Annotated in this window: 10 protein-coding genes; 6 read left to right on the plus strand and 4 right to left on the minus strand. The window is 58.8% G+C overall.

The genetic code is table 11. The annotated features are described in order from the left end of the window. Positions 1 to 162: 162 nt before the first annotated feature. On the minus strand, positions 163 to 678 hold the full coding sequence (locus tag ACMG4M_RS06665) for an Hsp20/alpha crystallin family protein (RefSeq protein ID WP_272962368.1): 516 nt from the start codon (positions 676 to 678) through the stop codon (positions 163 to 165). A 174-nt stretch (positions 679 to 852) separates the two neighbouring features. Here ACMG4M_RS06665 and ACMG4M_RS06670 point away from each other — a divergent pair, with 174 nt between their 5' ends. Continuing rightward, positions 853 to 1068, plus strand: a complete 216-nt coding sequence (locus ACMG4M_RS06670) for a dodecin (protein ID WP_035247750.1) — start codon at positions 853 to 855, stop codon at positions 1066 to 1068. 108 nt (positions 1069 to 1176) lie between these two features. Here ACMG4M_RS06670 and ACMG4M_RS06675 read toward each other — a convergent pair whose 3' ends face one another. The 3 genes from ACMG4M_RS06675 to ACMG4M_RS06685 all read right to left on the minus strand — a co-directional run bounded on the left by ACMG4M_RS06675 (position 1177) and on the right by ACMG4M_RS06685 (position 6780). Then, positions 1177 to 2835, minus strand: coding sequence for a DEAD/DEAH box helicase (locus ACMG4M_RS06675; RefSeq protein WP_035247748.1), 1659 nt, complete (start codon positions 2833 to 2835; stop codon positions 1177 to 1179). Between the two features lie 219 nt (positions 2836 to 3054). Further along, a complete protein-coding gene (locus ACMG4M_RS06680) occupies positions 3055 to 4713 on the minus strand; it encodes a hypothetical protein (RefSeq protein WP_414430974.1) in 1659 nt (552 codons plus the stop codon). Between the two features lie 471 nt (positions 4714 to 5184). Continuing rightward, a complete protein-coding gene (locus tag ACMG4M_RS06685) occupies positions 5185 to 6780 on the minus strand; it encodes a GMC family oxidoreductase (RefSeq protein WP_414430975.1) in 1596 nt (531 codons plus the stop codon). 107 nt (positions 6781 to 6887) lie between these two features. On the opposite strand from ACMG4M_RS06685, the gene ACMG4M_RS06690 reads away from it, so the two are divergent. The 5 genes from ACMG4M_RS06690 (at position 6888) to ACMG4M_RS06710 (ending at position 14887) form a co-directional block, all read left to right on the plus strand. Then, positions 6888 to 7523, plus strand: a complete 636-nt coding sequence (locus ACMG4M_RS06690; protein ID WP_414430976.1) for a DUF3047 domain-containing protein — start codon at positions 6888 to 6890, stop codon at positions 7521 to 7523. Positions 7524 to 7827: 304 nt separating this feature from the next. Next, positions 7828 to 8388, plus strand: coding sequence for an HNH endonuclease (locus ACMG4M_RS06695; RefSeq protein WP_414430977.1), 561 nt, complete (start codon positions 7828 to 7830; stop codon positions 8386 to 8388). A 124-nt stretch (positions 8389 to 8512) separates the two neighbouring features. Further along, the gene (locus ACMG4M_RS06700) at positions 8513 to 11284 is read left to right on the plus strand and encodes a bifunctional glycoside hydrolase 114/ polysaccharide deacetylase family protein (RefSeq protein WP_414430978.1); all 2772 of its coding nucleotides are present in this window, start codon (positions 8513 to 8515) and stop codon (positions 11282 to 11284) included. After that, a complete protein-coding gene (locus ACMG4M_RS06705; protein WP_414430979.1) occupies positions 11247 to 12122 on the plus strand; it encodes a hypothetical protein in 876 nt (291 codons plus the stop codon). The genes ACMG4M_RS06700 and ACMG4M_RS06705 overlap by 38 nt, the downstream gene beginning before the upstream one ends. Further along, positions 12119 to 14887 carry a tetratricopeptide repeat protein gene (locus ACMG4M_RS06710; protein WP_414430980.1) on the plus strand — a complete coding sequence of 923 codons (2769 nt, stop codon included), beginning with the start codon at positions 12119 to 12121 and terminating at the stop codon, positions 14885 to 14887. The genes ACMG4M_RS06705 and ACMG4M_RS06710 overlap by 4 nt, the downstream gene beginning before the upstream one ends. Positions 14888 to 14892: the final 5 nt, after the last annotated feature.

A 14892-nucleotide genomic window follows, 5' to 3' on the forward strand; every position in this document is an offset into this window, starting at 1 on the left:
CGACGGTTTGCGATCGACCGTGTGACACGCTTGGCACCGGGAAAGAATTTCACTTTCCCGTAGGGTGCACTGAGCCTAAGGCGAACTGCACCATCAAACGCCGGATCGGTGCAGTTCGCCTTAGGCTCAGTGCACCCTACGGGGAGTCAAGGTTGCCCTGCCTTAATGAATCTCGATGGTCTTGCTGCCTTGCCCATGGTGTTCGTGGCGAGGAATGGTCAGAGACAGTACCCCGTTGTGAAATACCGCCTCCATGGCCTCGCCGTCCGCGTCTACAGGCAGATTGAGTATGCGCCGGAATTGTCCGAAGCGCCGCTCACTGTAATGATAGCCATCCCGCTCGGAGCTCTGCGCCTCTTGCTTCTGGCCTGCGATGGTCAGGGCGTCATGGTTCAGGGTGATGTGCAGATCCTGTTTTTCCACACCGGGGAGTTCGGCGGTGATCAGGTAGTGATCATCGCGCTCAAGAATATCCAGGTTAGGGCGGAACGGGATGCTGGGCTCCGCGTGTGGTGCCGGGGTAGTCCAGGCCATATCGCCCAGCATCTGCTCAAACCAGTTATCGAACTCTCGCTCCCAGCGCAGTAGCGGATGCCGTGGTTGTCGCTGGGGCAGGGGGCGTTCGCGGCTGCTTTCCTGGCTCAGCCAGTTCCAGGGAGTCATTTTGTGCATATCCATGGCTTTCTCTCCTTTGATACCGGAAATTGCCTTTCCCCTTCTTTGTGAGGCAAGCGAACGCCGCTTTCAATGGTTTATTGATGAATATTTGAGCGACTTCATGCGGGCTGCCCTTGTAATGCCTGGCCGTTGGTGCCACAGATAAGGTGACTGAAGACAAAAAAGGAGAGCGAAATGTCCGATCATCATGTCTACAAGAAAGTGGAACTGGTGGGCTCATCCAAGACCAGTATTGAGGACGCCATCAATAACGCCCTGGCCACCGCCAGTGAAAGCCTGAAAATGATGGAATGGTTTGAAGTCACTGAAACCCGCGGCCATATCGTGGATGGCAAAGTGGGGCACTACCAGGTGGGTGTGAAGGTGGGCTTCCGGATTTCCGGGTCTTGATCAACTGAAAGCTACAAGCAGATAGCTACGAGCTACAAAAAAAACCGCACCCTTTCGGGCGCGGTTTTTTTGTTTTTCAGCTAGAAGCTAGCGCTAGCGGCTAGTCGCTTATACCGCTTCCAGATCCAGGGAACGCTGGCAGACCCGCGCGGTGCGGATCACGTGAAGCTGACGGGGAGACAGGTCTTCCGGCAGATCTACGGTGCTGTGGTCCTGGTGAATCTTGATCGGTCCGATCAGACGGCTGGGCAGTTTGGCTTCGTTGGCGATGGCACCGACGATGTTGCCCGGCTTGACGCCATGGTCATGACCGACCTGGATGCGGTAGCTGCGCATGACCTTGTCGCTCTTGCCCTTGTTGCCACGGGAAGGACGATCGTCACGACGGCCGCCTGCCGCGTGGGCCGGTTCACGACGAGAACGTGTTTCCTTGACCATTTTCGGTTCTTTCAGGATCAGCGGTTCACGTTTGAACATCATCACGGCAAGGGCCGTCGCCATGTCGTTATCGCTGACTTCCATGCTGTCGCGCAGCTGGTTGACCAGTGCGCGGGTTTCGTCCTGGCTGTTGCCTTCCAACAAGGCTGTCAGTTGCTCCTGGAAGCGGGCAATGCGCTTGGCGTTCAGGTCGTCCACGGACGGCAGGGTCATCTTTTCGATGGCCTGGCGAGTGGTGCGTTCGATCTGACGCAGTACGTGCTGCTCACGGCGGGAAACGAACAGAATCGCGTCGCCTTCGCGGCCAGCACGACCGGTACGGCCGATACGGTGTACGTAGGCTTCCGGGTCGCCGGGCATGTCGTAGTTGATCACGTGGGTGATGCGAGCCACGTCCAGACCACGAGCCACCACATCGGTGGCGATCAGCAGATCGAAGCGCTTGTCCTTGAGGCGCTGGACGGTTTTTTCACGCTGTTGCTGCGGGATGTCGCCATTCAGGGCTTCAGCACGCAGGTTACGGCGGTTCAACTGTTCAGCCAGTTCCAGGGTGGCCTGCTTGGTGCGCACGAAGACGATGATGGCATCGTGTTCTTCGGCTTCCAGAATACGGCACAGGGCATCCAGTTTATTCAGCCCGGCCACCGGCCAGTAGCGCTGACGGATGCTGGTGCCGGCGGTGGCGCCGACGCCATTGTCGATGCGTACCAGCTTGGGGTTCTTCAGGTGCTGATCGGCAACCTTGCGAATCACCGGTGGCATGGTGGCCGAGAACAGGGCCAGCTGGCAGTCGTCCGGAGTACGTTCGAGTACCCATTTGACGTCATCAATGAAGCCCATGCGAAGCATTTCATCGGCTTCGTCGAGCACCATTGCCTGCAGGTTGTTCAGGTTCAGGGAGCCACGTTCGATGTGGTCCATGACGCGTCCAGGGGTACCTACAATCACCTGGGCGCCGTCACGCAGGCCTTTCAGCTGCGTACGATATTCACCGCCGCCATAAATCGGCAGTACCTTGAGTCCTTTGATGCCCTGGGCAAACTCTTCACAGGCTTTGGCCACCTGGATAGCGAGTTCACGAGTGGGGGCAAGAATCAGCATTTGTGGTTGACGCAGGGATGCATCCAGCCGTGCCAGCAGTGGCAGGGCGAAAGCGGCGGTTTTACCTGTGCCAGTTTGTGCCTGGCCCAGCAGGTCGTGACCATCGAGCAACAGCGGGATGGCTTGCGCCTGAATCGGCGACGGCTCCTGGAAGCCCTGACGGGCAATCGCAGCGAGCAGAACCTCGGGCAGGCCTAAATCGGCGAACCCGGAACGGGAATCTGACATGTGTTACCTATGAATTGGGAGGAGGGGCCGAGCGAGCGTCGGCGAGGACGCGAAAGTATACGCGTGTTACGCGACTATTGCACGTTTTTTCGCCAATGTGGTAGATGTGCCGCCGCTCCGTCTCCCTGTAGGAGCCATGCTCGCATGGCGAACATCCTCGATGTTGCTGAGGCATTTCGCCATGGCAAGCATGGTTCCTGCGAACTTTTCAGAGGCTTCCTAGTTCAACGGATAAGCCGTCCAGCCGTCGGTCCAGTTCTGTACGCTGCCGGGGCGCACTGCACCGAGATAGGTGGCGGCTTCGTCCCAGAATTCGCCTTGGGGAATGGGGCTGGCGCCATTACGGGCCGGTGAGCGTGAGGTGGGGGCGAAGTCCGGGTGGGAGGCGCTGGTGGCGTCCCGGGTCAGCAGTGGGTCTGTGCCAAACTGGGCGGCCACGGAGCTGCTCTGGAAGTAACGGCGTTCGTCGAAATCCCCGTCGTCATTGTTGTCACCGGTTTCAGGGTCAAAGAAGGTCAGCCCGCGGCTGCCGATCCGGTTCACCATCATGCTTTGAAAACTGAGCTCGCCTTGCTGGATGCGCGCCACCGTTTCTGTGCCTTTCAGGTCAATGGTTTCTCCGGAGAAGCCGTCGATGATGATGTTGTGGAAGTGGCCACCGGAGCCGGCCTTGAGGGTCATGGCACGGTGATACTTGTCGTGACTGCGCGGGCTGATCAGCGTCACGTTGTACATGGTCGGTGCGGATAGAGGCCTGGCGTCAGGGTTGCCGGCCTGGTTGTCACCCTCAAAGGCATTGTCACCGGCATCGGCATGCTGCTGAACGGCAAGGAACTGGACCCGACCTCGCCAGCCCATATCCCAGTCCAGGGAATCGTCGCCGGCGCCGGTGATGACGATATGCTGCAAATCCACAGTGCCGCCAAACACTTCGATGCCGTCGTCCAGGGCGCGATGTACCTGCACATGGCGGACAATGGTGCCGTCACCGCAGCCCCCCAGGGTCAGGCCGTTGAGTTCGTTGTTGGCATAGACTTCGAAGCCGGCGAATTCGATGCGGGTGTATTCCATCATGCCGCAGGAGGAGCCTGGATCACTGCCGCCGAAGGCGCCCCGGGCATCGCCATGGGGAACCCCTTCGATCTGGGCGTCAGCCTTGTTGACCGGGGCGCTACCCAGCATCACCACACCGCCCCAGTCACCGGTGGCGCGGGTGCCTTCGGGCTGATGACTGGTAAAGACGATGGGGGCGCTTTCCTGGCCACGGGAAAACAGGATGGCATCGCGGGTAACCACCAGCGCAGAACCGGGGCGGCCTTCAATGCGGGTGCCCGGTTCTATGGTCAGGTTGGCATCGGCTTCCAGGTAGACGATGCCGTCGAGGATCCAGGTGGTGCCGGCATGCCAGGTCTGGTTGCCAAACAGAGAGCCTTTGACCACCTGTTTGCCCGCCACCAGTTGGTGAAGAGGTTGATACGCAAAGTAGCCAATCACGCCGAGCATCATCGCGGCCAGCCCCAGCCAGGCGTACATCCATTGTGACCTTGCGTTTTGCCCGCTACCGGCGGATGCGCTGCCCAGGGTTTCGGTGATATCGGGATTGGTGAGCGGCAGTGAAGCACCGTTTGCTGGCGGGCGTTTGTGCAGCAGCATGCCGTCTCGATTGGCATCCTGCAGTTTCAGGCCCAGGGCGCGGATTTTCCGGTTGTCGCTGTTAACCGCCCGGCTAATGACCTCGGCCCGATAGACCGGATCGTTGAGCAGTGTATTGAAATGTACAAAGCGCAGGCTGCTGTCATTTTCCTGGTCAAAGTTCTGCTTCAATTGCCACAGCAATTCCACCAGCTGCGCGCGCGGAGACGATACTGCATCCACCATAAATCCCCCCAATCGGATCAGGCGATATTCGAAAGAGGCAGTGTGTAAAAGAAAGATGACAGGAAGGTGAAAAGAGACGCTACAAGCTATGCCCGTTGGATGAGGAAAGATTGGGAAGTTCCTTGTACTTCGTCATTTCTACGAAGCCGCTGTAGGAGTACCTCTTGAGGTGCGAACCTTGCGGAGCAAGGAAATCGACCGCAGGGCGATCAGGAATGGCAAAGCTCGACAGGTCTCTCCAGACAAAATAGTGTTTTGACGTTGGCCTCTGTTGCCTCGCTACGCTCGGTTCGCACCTCATACTCGCAGAGCACAGAGAGAGGTGCTCCTAGATCAACGACCTTCGCCAAGGTCGGAATCGCGCCGCGAGCGACGCTCCTGCAGAACCTCCCATAAAAAACGCGGGCAGGGCGCTATGTGATTAGCACGGCCCGGCCCGCGTCGCAGCTTGTCGTTTGAGGCTTGCAGCGATTACTCGCCGAGGATCGAGTCAGCCCCTTTCTCGGCAATCATCACTGTCGGCGCATTGGTGTTGCCGCCGATCAGGGTGGGCATGATGGAGGCGTCGATGACGCGCAGGCCTTCCAGGCCGTGGACGCGCAGCTGGCTGTCGACGACTGCCATGTCGTCGCTGCCCATCTTGCAGGTGCCCACCGGGTGGTAGATGTTGTCGCACTTCTGACGCAGGAAGTTACGGATGTCTTCGTCGCTTTCCACATCATTGCCTGGGAAGATTTCATCACCCCGCCAGTCGGTGAGGGCATCCTGGGACATGATCTTGCGCATGGCCTTGACGCCACGGACCATCCCTTCCATGTCATCCGGGTGCTCCAGGAAGCGCGGATCGATCAGCGCCGGGGAGCGTGGGTTGGCATCACGCAGGGTGATGTTGCCCCGGCTCTTGGGACGCAGAATGCAGACGTGACCTGAGTAGCCGTAGCCCATGCTGAACAGCAGGTTGAGGCCGTGGTTATCCAGTTTGGCGGCGGTCAGATGCAACTGCAGATCGGGAATCTCTTGCTCTGGCCCGGATTTGATAAAGCCCCCGGCTTCCGCCACGTTGGAGGTCAGCTGACCGGTGCGACGGTAGAAGAAGTCGATAAAGCCTTTCAGGCCGGTAGTGAGCAGGGCGCCCGGCGCCAGGCTCAGGGTGTCCTTGCGCAGGCTCTTGTGTACCACCAGGGCATCCGGGTGGTCCTGCAGGTTCTCGCCCACGCCGGGAAGGTCGTGGACCAGCGGGATGTTGTGCTCGGCCAGTTCCGCTGCCGGGCCCACGCCAGAAAGCTTGAGAATCTGCGGAGAGTTGATAGCGCCGCCGGAGAGGATGACTTCGTTGTCGGCCTTCAGGGTGCGGATCTGACCCTTGTGCTCCACTTCCACGCCGATGGCTCGTTTGCCCTCGAACAGTACCCGATTCACCAAAGCGTCGGTCATGATGGTCAGGTTGGGCCGGTCCATGACCGGGTGCAGATAGGCACGGGAAACACCGCAGCGCTCACCGTCCTTCTGGTTCACCTTGTACATGCCCACGCCTTCCTGGACATCGTTGTTGAAGTCGTCGGTAGCGGGGTGCCCGGCCTGAACGCCGGCTTTGATAAAGGCACTGCTGACAGGGTGGGTGAAACGCAGGTCGGCAATGTTGAGCTTGCCATGGGTGCCATGGAATTCACTTTCCCCGGGCTCATAGTGCTCGCAGCGTTTGAATACCGGCAGCACATCGTCGAAGCTCCAACCGTCGTTGCCCAGTGACGCCCAGTGATCATAGTCCCACTTGTGACCGCGGGTATAACACATGGCATTCACTGCCGAGGAACCCCCCAGGGTCTTGCCCCGGGGGATGTAAATCTGGCGATTGTTCAGGGCTTTTTGCGGTACGGTGTAATAACGCCAGTTTCGCGCATTGGAGCGCATCATCAGAATGATGCCGGCGGGAATGCGGATAAACAGGCTGTTGTCTGCCGGGCCAGCTTCAAGCAGGCAGACACGGTTATTGGGGTTTTCGGAAAGACGATTGGCAAGTACGCAGCCAGCAGAACCGGCGCCGACAATAATGTAATCAAACTGCATGATGTCTGCCTTGAGCTTGGTTGAGACAGGAAAATCCGGTGAAAGCTCCCCCTCAACAGGAGGAGTAAATATCCGTAAACAGGATGTCTATTCTAGGAAACGCGGCCATGAAAACGAGACCTGTTTGTGACCCGTTGGTCCAATGTATACCAGTGCTGCTGTTTTTGTCTTTGGCTCTGTTGCCTGTCAGGGCGGTTTCGGCGGTGCCGGAAGGCTGGCGGGAAGTGGTTTTCGAGGGCAGGACCGACTATCGCCTGGAAGCCGGTTGCTGGCAAAGCCGAGCCCTGGGTTCGGCGTCCGGCCTGGCCAGGGAAAGCACGGTGAATATAACGCGCACGCCCTATCTGCATTGGCAGTGGCGTGCTGACCAGATCGCGGACTGGCCAGAGGTCGATGAGCAGATCAAGGCCGGGGACGATTTCCAGGCCCGGGTCTATGTGGTGAAGAAGGGCTGGCTGCCCTGGCAGACCCGGGCGATCAACTATGTCTGGTCCCGGCAAGCGGCGCCGGGCACGTACTGGCCCAACCCTTTTGCCTCCCAGGCGGTGATGGTGGTGGTGCAGGGGCCGGGCGGTGCCGGCCCCTGGCAATCGTTTGCTCGCAATGTACGCGAGGATTTCCGTCGCTTTCATGACCTGGACGTGGACAGCGTGGATGCGGTGGCGATCATGACCGACGGAGATAACACGGGAGCAACGGTGACCAGTTGCTACCGATTGCCTGAATTTCGCGCCACCCCTTAATAGTGGCAGTTGCAGTGCGGATGCTGCCCTGTTTACTATTTATTCAATCCGGTGTTTGTGATCAGGCGGTTGTGGCCGCTTGATCAGAGATAACCGGGCAAAGGCACCACTGTTGTGTGGACCCTATCCAGGAGACAGTCGTTACGCCTGCTTCAGACACCACCGTCTGTTTGCACCTCTGTCTTCTTTTCCCGCTGTCGCAGAATCGTCACTGGTTTACGAGATCCTGTTCCGCGCCTCGGCATTGAGCCGTACCAGGAAGGTTGTGCCTATTGGGGGCGCAGCAATGATCGTGAGGTAGCCCATGAGTGAACGCATTCTGCGTCTCGACAAAACCGGCACTCCCGTGGAATGGCTGGACTGGCAGGTAGCTGCCACTCTCTACGCGCGCGGGCTGGTCACCTGGACGCTGGGGGATGTGATCTACCGTCTGCGGGGTGGCACCTGTCGGTTTTCCGGGGAGCGTTCCAGTCTGTCCCTGCATTCCATCATTGCCTGCGATGGTGTGGCCAACCCTCACAAGCGCGCGGCACCGCCATTGACCAATCGGGCTCTTTTCCGCCGTGACCAGCATATGTGTCTCTATTGTGGCAGGCCTTTCCCGGAACACGTCCTGACCCGTGACCATATTGTCCCCACCTCGAAAGGGGGCCGGGATCGCTGGTCCAATGTGGTATCTGCCTGCCGACGCTGCAACCAGCGCAAAGGCAACCGGCGCCTGGAAGAGATCGAGATGGATCTACTGGCGCTGCCCTATGTGCCAAACATGGCCGAATACCTGGCCTTGATAAACAGCCATCGTATTCGCGGGGACCAGATGGCGTTTCTGCGCAGCCAGTTTGGCAAGAACAGTCGGCTTTTGTGAGGTGGGGGGATTTTACACAAATGCCCTTTTGTTGTATTTGAGTTGCATGATGTTTCTCTCATTATTCACGCTGCCTTGAATGGGTATATAAGAGAATTTGGTTTTATGTAAGTTGGGGAATTCATTGATTCGTTCTTGTCTGGCGATTCTGTTTGTATTGATAGGGGCATCCGCTGGCGCAGAGCCACGCTCTGAGCAAGCCACCGCGTTTTATTACGGCCCTGACATCCCTTGGCACACCCTCTCTATCTATGATTTTCCTGTTGTTGAGCCGGATCAAGCCAGTGGCGTGCCCGATGAGCTTCGCGAGCAGCGCTTCTATGCCTATGTCAGCTTGGGTGAAGTCCTGGCATCTCGCCCGTATTTTGCAAACCTGAAACCTGAGTGGCTTCTGGGGGAAAATCCGGATTGGGGCTCCCACATTTTCGACCTGTCTTCCCCGGGGTTGCGAAATTTTCTCCTCAAGCAGGTCATTGCGCCGCTCTGGCAGCAAGGGTACCGGGGCTTTTTCTTCGATACCCTGGATAGCTACCAGCTAGTCGCCAAGACACCTGAGCAGCGGGAGCAACAGCGGCAAGGGTTAGCGACGTTGATCAACCAGATCTCCCAGCGTTACCCCCAGGCACGTTTTATTTTCAATCGCGGCTTTGAACTGATGCCGCTGGTTGAGGCGCCGGTGGATGCCATCGCGGCGGAGTCACTTTACCAGCGCTGGGAGGCAGGCAAGCAGCGTTATGCGCCGGTTCCCGAGGAAGACCGCCAGTGGTTGCTCAATCAGTTTGCCACTATGCGTGACCAGTACCAGGTCGATACCATTGCCATTGACTACGCGCCGCCTGCTGAGCGTGAGCAAGCCCGAGAGCTTGCCAGGAAAATTGCGGGTCACGGTGTGATTCCCTGGATCACCAATCCGGAGCTGGACATGCTCGGGCTGGGCGTGCGCGAGGTGCTGCCCCGGCAAGTGTTATTGGTTCATGGTGGCAGCAATGAGCGATTCTGGGAGCTTTCCGATGCGGTGCGTTATGGGCTGATGCCACTGCAGTTCCAGGGGCTGGTTCCTGATATCCGTGCCATCAATTCCACCATGCCAGCTGGCACACTGCAGGGACGATACGCCGGTATTGTGGTCTGGCTGGAAGAAGAAGATCTGGCCGATGCCGATTTTGAGGCCTGGCTGGTGGAGCAAAAAGACGCGGGTATTCCCATTGCCATGCTCGGTTATCCGGCGGTGGATCCGGTGGGGCCCAATGCGCAGACTTTCGGTTTCGAGGGTCGGCCTACACCCTTGTCACCGCCGACGGTTACCCGTCAGCATGAGGCCATGGGGTTTGAGCTGGCACTGCCCAAACTGATAGAGCTGTCGTCGCCATTGCACAATTCGTCCGCCCAGCCCTGGCTGGAATTGCGCGCCGGGGAACATACCTACACGCCAGCGGCGACGACCCCTTGGGGCGGTTATGTCTTCCAGCCCTTCATGATCCGTTCGATATTGCCCGGTGAGAAAGGTGAAGGACTGGATCGCTGGGTGGTCAATCCGCTCACCTTCATTCGCGAGGCATTACAGCTACCGGTCATGCCGATTCCGGATGTGACGACAGAAAATGGTCGGCGCTTGCTCTTCGCGCATATGGATGGTGATGGTTTTCCCAGCCTGGCCGAGGTGAAGGGTTATCAGGGGCAAACCGATGCCCGGGTATTGCTGGAGGAAGTGCTTAAACGTTTTGATGTGCCCACTACCATCTCGGTGATCGAGGGCGAAGTGGCGCCTCATGGCCTCTACCCGAAAATGTCCGCCGAGCTGGAGCAGATCGCCCGGGAAATGTTCGCCTTGCCTCAAGTGGAAGCGGCTACCCACACCTATTCGCATCCTTTTTTCTGGTACGACGCCCAGCAAATGCCAGGGGAGCTGTATGGCCCCGAAGGGCAATTGCGCCTGCCTATCCCCGATTACCAGATGGACCCGGTGCGCGAAGTGGTCGGTTCGGCACAGTACATCAACAACAACCTGCTGGCCGACGGCAAGCGTACAAAAATGGTGCTGTGGAGCGGGGATACCCTTCCCTCTCCTGAAGCGCTGGCTGCGGCACGCCGGGGCAACCTGCTGAACATGAACGGTAGCGATACCATCATCACCCACAGTGCACCCACCTGGACCCTGATCAAGGGAATCGGTTTGCCCAAGGGGGACGAATACCAGGTTTATGCACCCAACCAGAACGAAAATATTTATACCAATGAGTGGAGTGGCCCTTTCTACGGTTTTGAGCGGGTACTCGAGACTTTCGAACTGACGGAAAGCCCCCATCGCTTCAAGCCGGTGAACATCTATTACCACACCTACATTGCCAGCAAGACGGCAGCTCTGGAATCCTTGCTAAGGGTCTATCGCTGGGCGCAGTCGCAACCGCTTCATCCGGTATTTGCGTCTGACTATGCCCGCAAGGTGCTGGATTTCAACACTATGGTGATCGCCCGGGATAATGATGGTTGGAGGGTAAAAGGCAATGGCGAACTGCGCACCCTGCGATTACCTGAGGCGCTGCCGCTACCGGCCCTGACCAATAATACCCATGGGGTCGCCGGCTACCGGGAAGACGGTCCCGGCCGCTACCTGCATTTGTCCGGCGCTGACGCTCACTGGCAGCCCGGTTCGGACTCGTTGCCTTACCTGCAACAGGCCAATGGCCGCCTGACCACATTTGCTCGCAATGACGACGGCATGCAATTTTCTCTGGCAGGACACACCAACCTGGAATTTGCCATCGGCAATGCCAATGGTTGCTCGCTCAACCATAACGATGAACCACTGAAACCAGTGCGTCGGGACGGAACCCTCTATCACTACAGGAGTGCGAAGCATGAGCTCGAAGAGCTACGGCTACACTGTTCGCACTGAGCGATTACGGGTTCTCGGCCCCACAGAGTTGTTCGCTTGTCTGTTGTTGATCCTGGTGGTCTGTTGGCTGGCATTTCCCCGGGACTTGGCCGTCACGTTGCGCAATGCGCGCCTGGATGCGGTGACCTTGAGTTATATGCAGGCCTGGCTGAAAGCTAAGCCGGATGATCATGAGCTGCGTTTGTTGATGGCCCGGGAATTGATTGTTCTGGGGCGATTTGACGAAGCTGATGTGCAACTGGACCGGGTAGAAGCCGCCGATGCGGGTTACCAGTCGGAGGTTCGCTGGCTGAGATTGCAGTGGGATTTCAAGCGGCTGATGGCCATGGATCCGGAGCTGCGTGGGTCTTCCCGATTGCAGGCTGAGACCCTGGCAAGTGTGCGCAGCCAGGACTGGTCGACATTGACTACTGACCAGCGCCGGGAACTGGCGGAAATGGCGCTGGTGCTGGGTGAGGTGCAACAAACCGTGCGCTATTACCGGCTGCTTGCCACTGAGGCCGAGCGGCCCGGCGAATGGTATGAAAAAGCCGGACGGGTTCTGTTAGGGCAGGGTAATTACCTGGCGTCGGGGCTTGCTTATGAGCAAGCCATGGAAGCGTCTGCTGACGCGGCCGTGCGAAAACAGTATTTTCTAGAGACGCTGGCGGCCCTGGAAGCCGGTAGCTTGCATGACGTTGCCTTGCGTTTTGCGTCCCGCCACGAACACCTTTATTACCAGGACAAGGCTGTGTTGTACCGCCTTATGCGCCTGGCCCAGGCCGGCGGCAACCTGGCCCAGGCCCAGCGCTATGCAGTGCGGTTGTTGCGTCTCAATGGCCGCGAGGAGCAGCGATGAAGCGGCTGCTGCTGACTCTGGTATTACCTTTGCCTTTCCTGTCTGGCGTTGTTCTGGCCCAGGCGCCGGAGCCCTATGTGGAGAGCTACTACGACCATAGCTATGAGGTTTTTGTGGCGGCGGGCAATCTGGGACGGGCTCGTCAAGTGGTGGACAATGCTCTCTACTGGCGCCCCGAAGATATTCGCTGGTTGCTGAGGCTGGCGCAGATCGCCGACTGGCAGGGAGATAGCAGTACTGCCCTGAAAGCCTGGTGGGAAGTAGCGGAAAACACTGACGATCCGCAGGCCTGGCAGCAGGTTCGGCAGCGGGCGCCGCTGGCCTACGACCACCAATTGACGTTGCGGGTTTACAAGGAATTGCTGGAAGTGTCCCCCCGGGACCGTGATCTGCTGGCTACCATCGCCAGCCAATATGAGTTGCTCGGCACACCGGATGAAGGCCTGGTGTTCCTGGCTGACTGGCATCGGCGCTATCCGGGCCAGGCTGTGCTGTGGGAAATGCAGCGTCTGGCCTGGAATCAAAGCGATAGAAAGCAAGCCGCTCGCTATTCGCGGCAGTACATGAATCGCTATGGCCCGGAGCGGGATATGGCATTGCAAGTCTCCCGCTACCATTGGCTTGAGGGTCAGCGTGAGACGGCTTATTCCGATTTGCGCAGTGATGCCGAAAACCTGCCCTATGATCCTGACCTGACACGCCGTTTGGCGGTTATGGCCAGTGAGCTGGGACAGTGGCAGCCGGCCATGAGTCATTACGAGACATTGCTGGAGCAGGGTGACGACACCCTGCCGGATCTGTACCAGTACATTACCCTGGCCCGTTATTACGATCGCGACAGAGTCGTGGCGCTGATGGAGCGGGCCTGGCAGCGCAATGGGGATCAGGCTTTTGCCATGGGCGCCCTCTATCAGATGCAGGATGCCGGTCGCTGGCAGGCCATCGATGATTTTCTGCACCAGCTTAGTGACGCCCAGCGCGCGCAATTGCATCAGGATCCGGCGTTTCTGCGTTTTTACGCCAACCTGCTTTTACGCAAGGGCGAGATGGAAAGGGCGGCGCAGTGGTTACAGCGGGCGCTGGAATTGGCTCCCGGTGACCGGGAAACCCGTATCGCCTGGTTATGGCTGCTGGTCGCCAGTGGTGATGATGTTCAGCTGGCCCAGACCCTTGCCGCCTGGGAAGCCGGCATCCGTCTGGATCGGCGTTACTGGGAAGTGCTGGCCGCCGCTCATATGGCGCTGGGTCATGCCGAGCAGGCGGTCCGTTACGAGAGCCGTCTGCTGCAAACCGCCCCCGACGACTGGGAGCGACAATGGCAGTATGCCCAGGCGCTGATTGCGGCAGGGCGTGATGGTCAGGCCTGGCCGGTGCTGCGCAGTTTGCATCAACGATTGCCGTTCCCGGTCAGTAACGACAAGCAGACCCTGTATCGCGATATGCGCCTGGCGCTCAGCCAGCGTTTTGAGGGCGGTGACGCTTCCCTGCAACTGGCGCAACAGATTCGCCAGCAGCAGGGTGTAGACGAAGCCCGTGCCGAATGGCTTGCCCAGTGGGCGCTGGGCCATAGCGAGCCGGAGCTGGCACGCGCCTGGTACCTGCGTAAGCAGCAGGCCGCCGGTAGGCTGCATGCCGGGTCGGCGCTGGCCTATGCCATGCTTAATAACGACCGTGATGCCGTGGCGCAGATTCGTGAACGTTATGCCGGCCAATTGACGCTGTCTGAGCAATTAGGAAGCCAGTTGGAACTGGGCGAAGAACGACGCGCCACCGCGACGCTAATGGCCATGCAGGCTGGCTCTCCGGAACTGGCTGGCGCCAACAATCAGCAGGAATCCCTGTTGTTGCCCAGTGCTCGCTCCAGCGCTCTGGCGGTGGAACAGCGCCGCCTGGGTGCCTTGCAAATGACAGACTGGGCCTTTACCCAGAGCCAGCCATTCAGTGACCACAGCACCTTGTCGGCGCGCTACCGGCAACGGCAGTTCGCCAGTAACGATCGTGCCCAGCTGGATGTGGATGAAGCGGAACAGTGGCTGACCCTGGAGTGGCACTATCAGCGCGAACGCTATCGTCACCGTTTTTCACTGGGCCAGCGCCAGCTGTTGGATAACAGCGAAACCACCGCGGATCTGGAAGTGGGGGGCAACTGGCACTCCGACTGGTCTGCGAGCTGGCGTTACCAGTGGCGGATGCCGGCGGATGAAACCTCATTGTTGCTGTTGGGCGGGTCGCGCACCGGCAGCCAGTTCCAGCTCAATTGGTCGCCCCAGTCTACCTGGCAGAGCAGTGTGGATTGGGCGGATTATCAGTATCGGGATCTCAACGACCAGACCCTGGGGGATGGCAGTATCGTCAATCTGCAAAGCACTTGGCGTCCCTGGTTGTCCCGTTTCTCGCCGGGGTTGCGCCTGCGACATACCCGCGCAGACTTTACCGAAACGGGTAACAGCATGGCGGAGGTTCGGACCTTGCTGCCGCCCGGGTCAGACACTGGTCCCTTGCCGCAGGATTACAATGAATCCGGAGTGTCCTTGTTACTCGGCATGCCGGATGTGCATATCCGGCCGCATCGCCTGCAGGGATGGGGTGAGGTGGGATATGTGAATAACAGCATTTCCGGTGACGGTTTTATCGGCCGGTTAGGTCTGGCCGGCCCGCTGCTTGGTCGGGATGCCTGGCAGCTGTCACTGGAGCGGCAACTGAACACCGGTGGTAACGATGAAGACAGCTACCGGGCTGAACTGCAATACAGGATTTACTACTAGGAGCA

This window comes from Alcanivorax sp. IL3 (genome assembly GCF_047495465.1).
Lineage (GTDB): Bacteria > Pseudomonadota > Gammaproteobacteria > Pseudomonadales > Alcanivoracaceae > Alcanivorax > Alcanivorax jadensis.

What these genes read in the sequence shown, in the direction of transcription:
- ACMG4M_RS06665 (WP_272962368.1), bottom strand. Translation starts at nt 678, where the DNA reads ATGGATATGCACAAAATGACTCCCTGGAACTGGCTGAGCCAGGAAAGC.
- ACMG4M_RS06670 (WP_035247750.1), top strand. Translation starts at nt 853, where the DNA reads ATGTCCGATCATCATGTCTACAAGAAAGTGGAACTGGTGGGCTCATCC.
- ACMG4M_RS06675 (WP_035247748.1), bottom strand. Translation starts at nt 2,835, where the DNA reads ATGTCAGATTCCCGTTCCGGGTTCGCCGATTTAGGCCTGCCCGAGGTT.
- ACMG4M_RS06680 (WP_414430974.1), bottom strand. Translation starts at nt 4,713, where the DNA reads ATGGTGGATGCAGTATCGTCTCCGCGCGCGCAGCTGGTGGAATTGCTG.
- ACMG4M_RS06685 (WP_414430975.1), bottom strand. Translation starts at nt 6,780, where the DNA reads ATGCAGTTTGATTACATTATTGTCGGCGCCGGTTCTGCTGGCTGCGTA.
- ACMG4M_RS06690 (WP_414430976.1), top strand. Translation starts at nt 6,888, where the DNA reads ATGAAAACGAGACCTGTTTGTGACCCGTTGGTCCAATGTATACCAGTG.
- ACMG4M_RS06695 (WP_414430977.1), top strand. Translation starts at nt 7,828, where the DNA reads ATGAGTGAACGCATTCTGCGTCTCGACAAAACCGGCACTCCCGTGGAA.
- ACMG4M_RS06705 (WP_414430979.1), top strand. Translation starts at nt 11,247, where the DNA reads ATGAGCTCGAAGAGCTACGGCTACACTGTTCGCACTGAGCGATTACGG.
- ACMG4M_RS06710 (WP_414430980.1), top strand. Translation starts at nt 12,119, where the DNA reads ATGAAGCGGCTGCTGCTGACTCTGGTATTACCTTTGCCTTTCCTGTCT.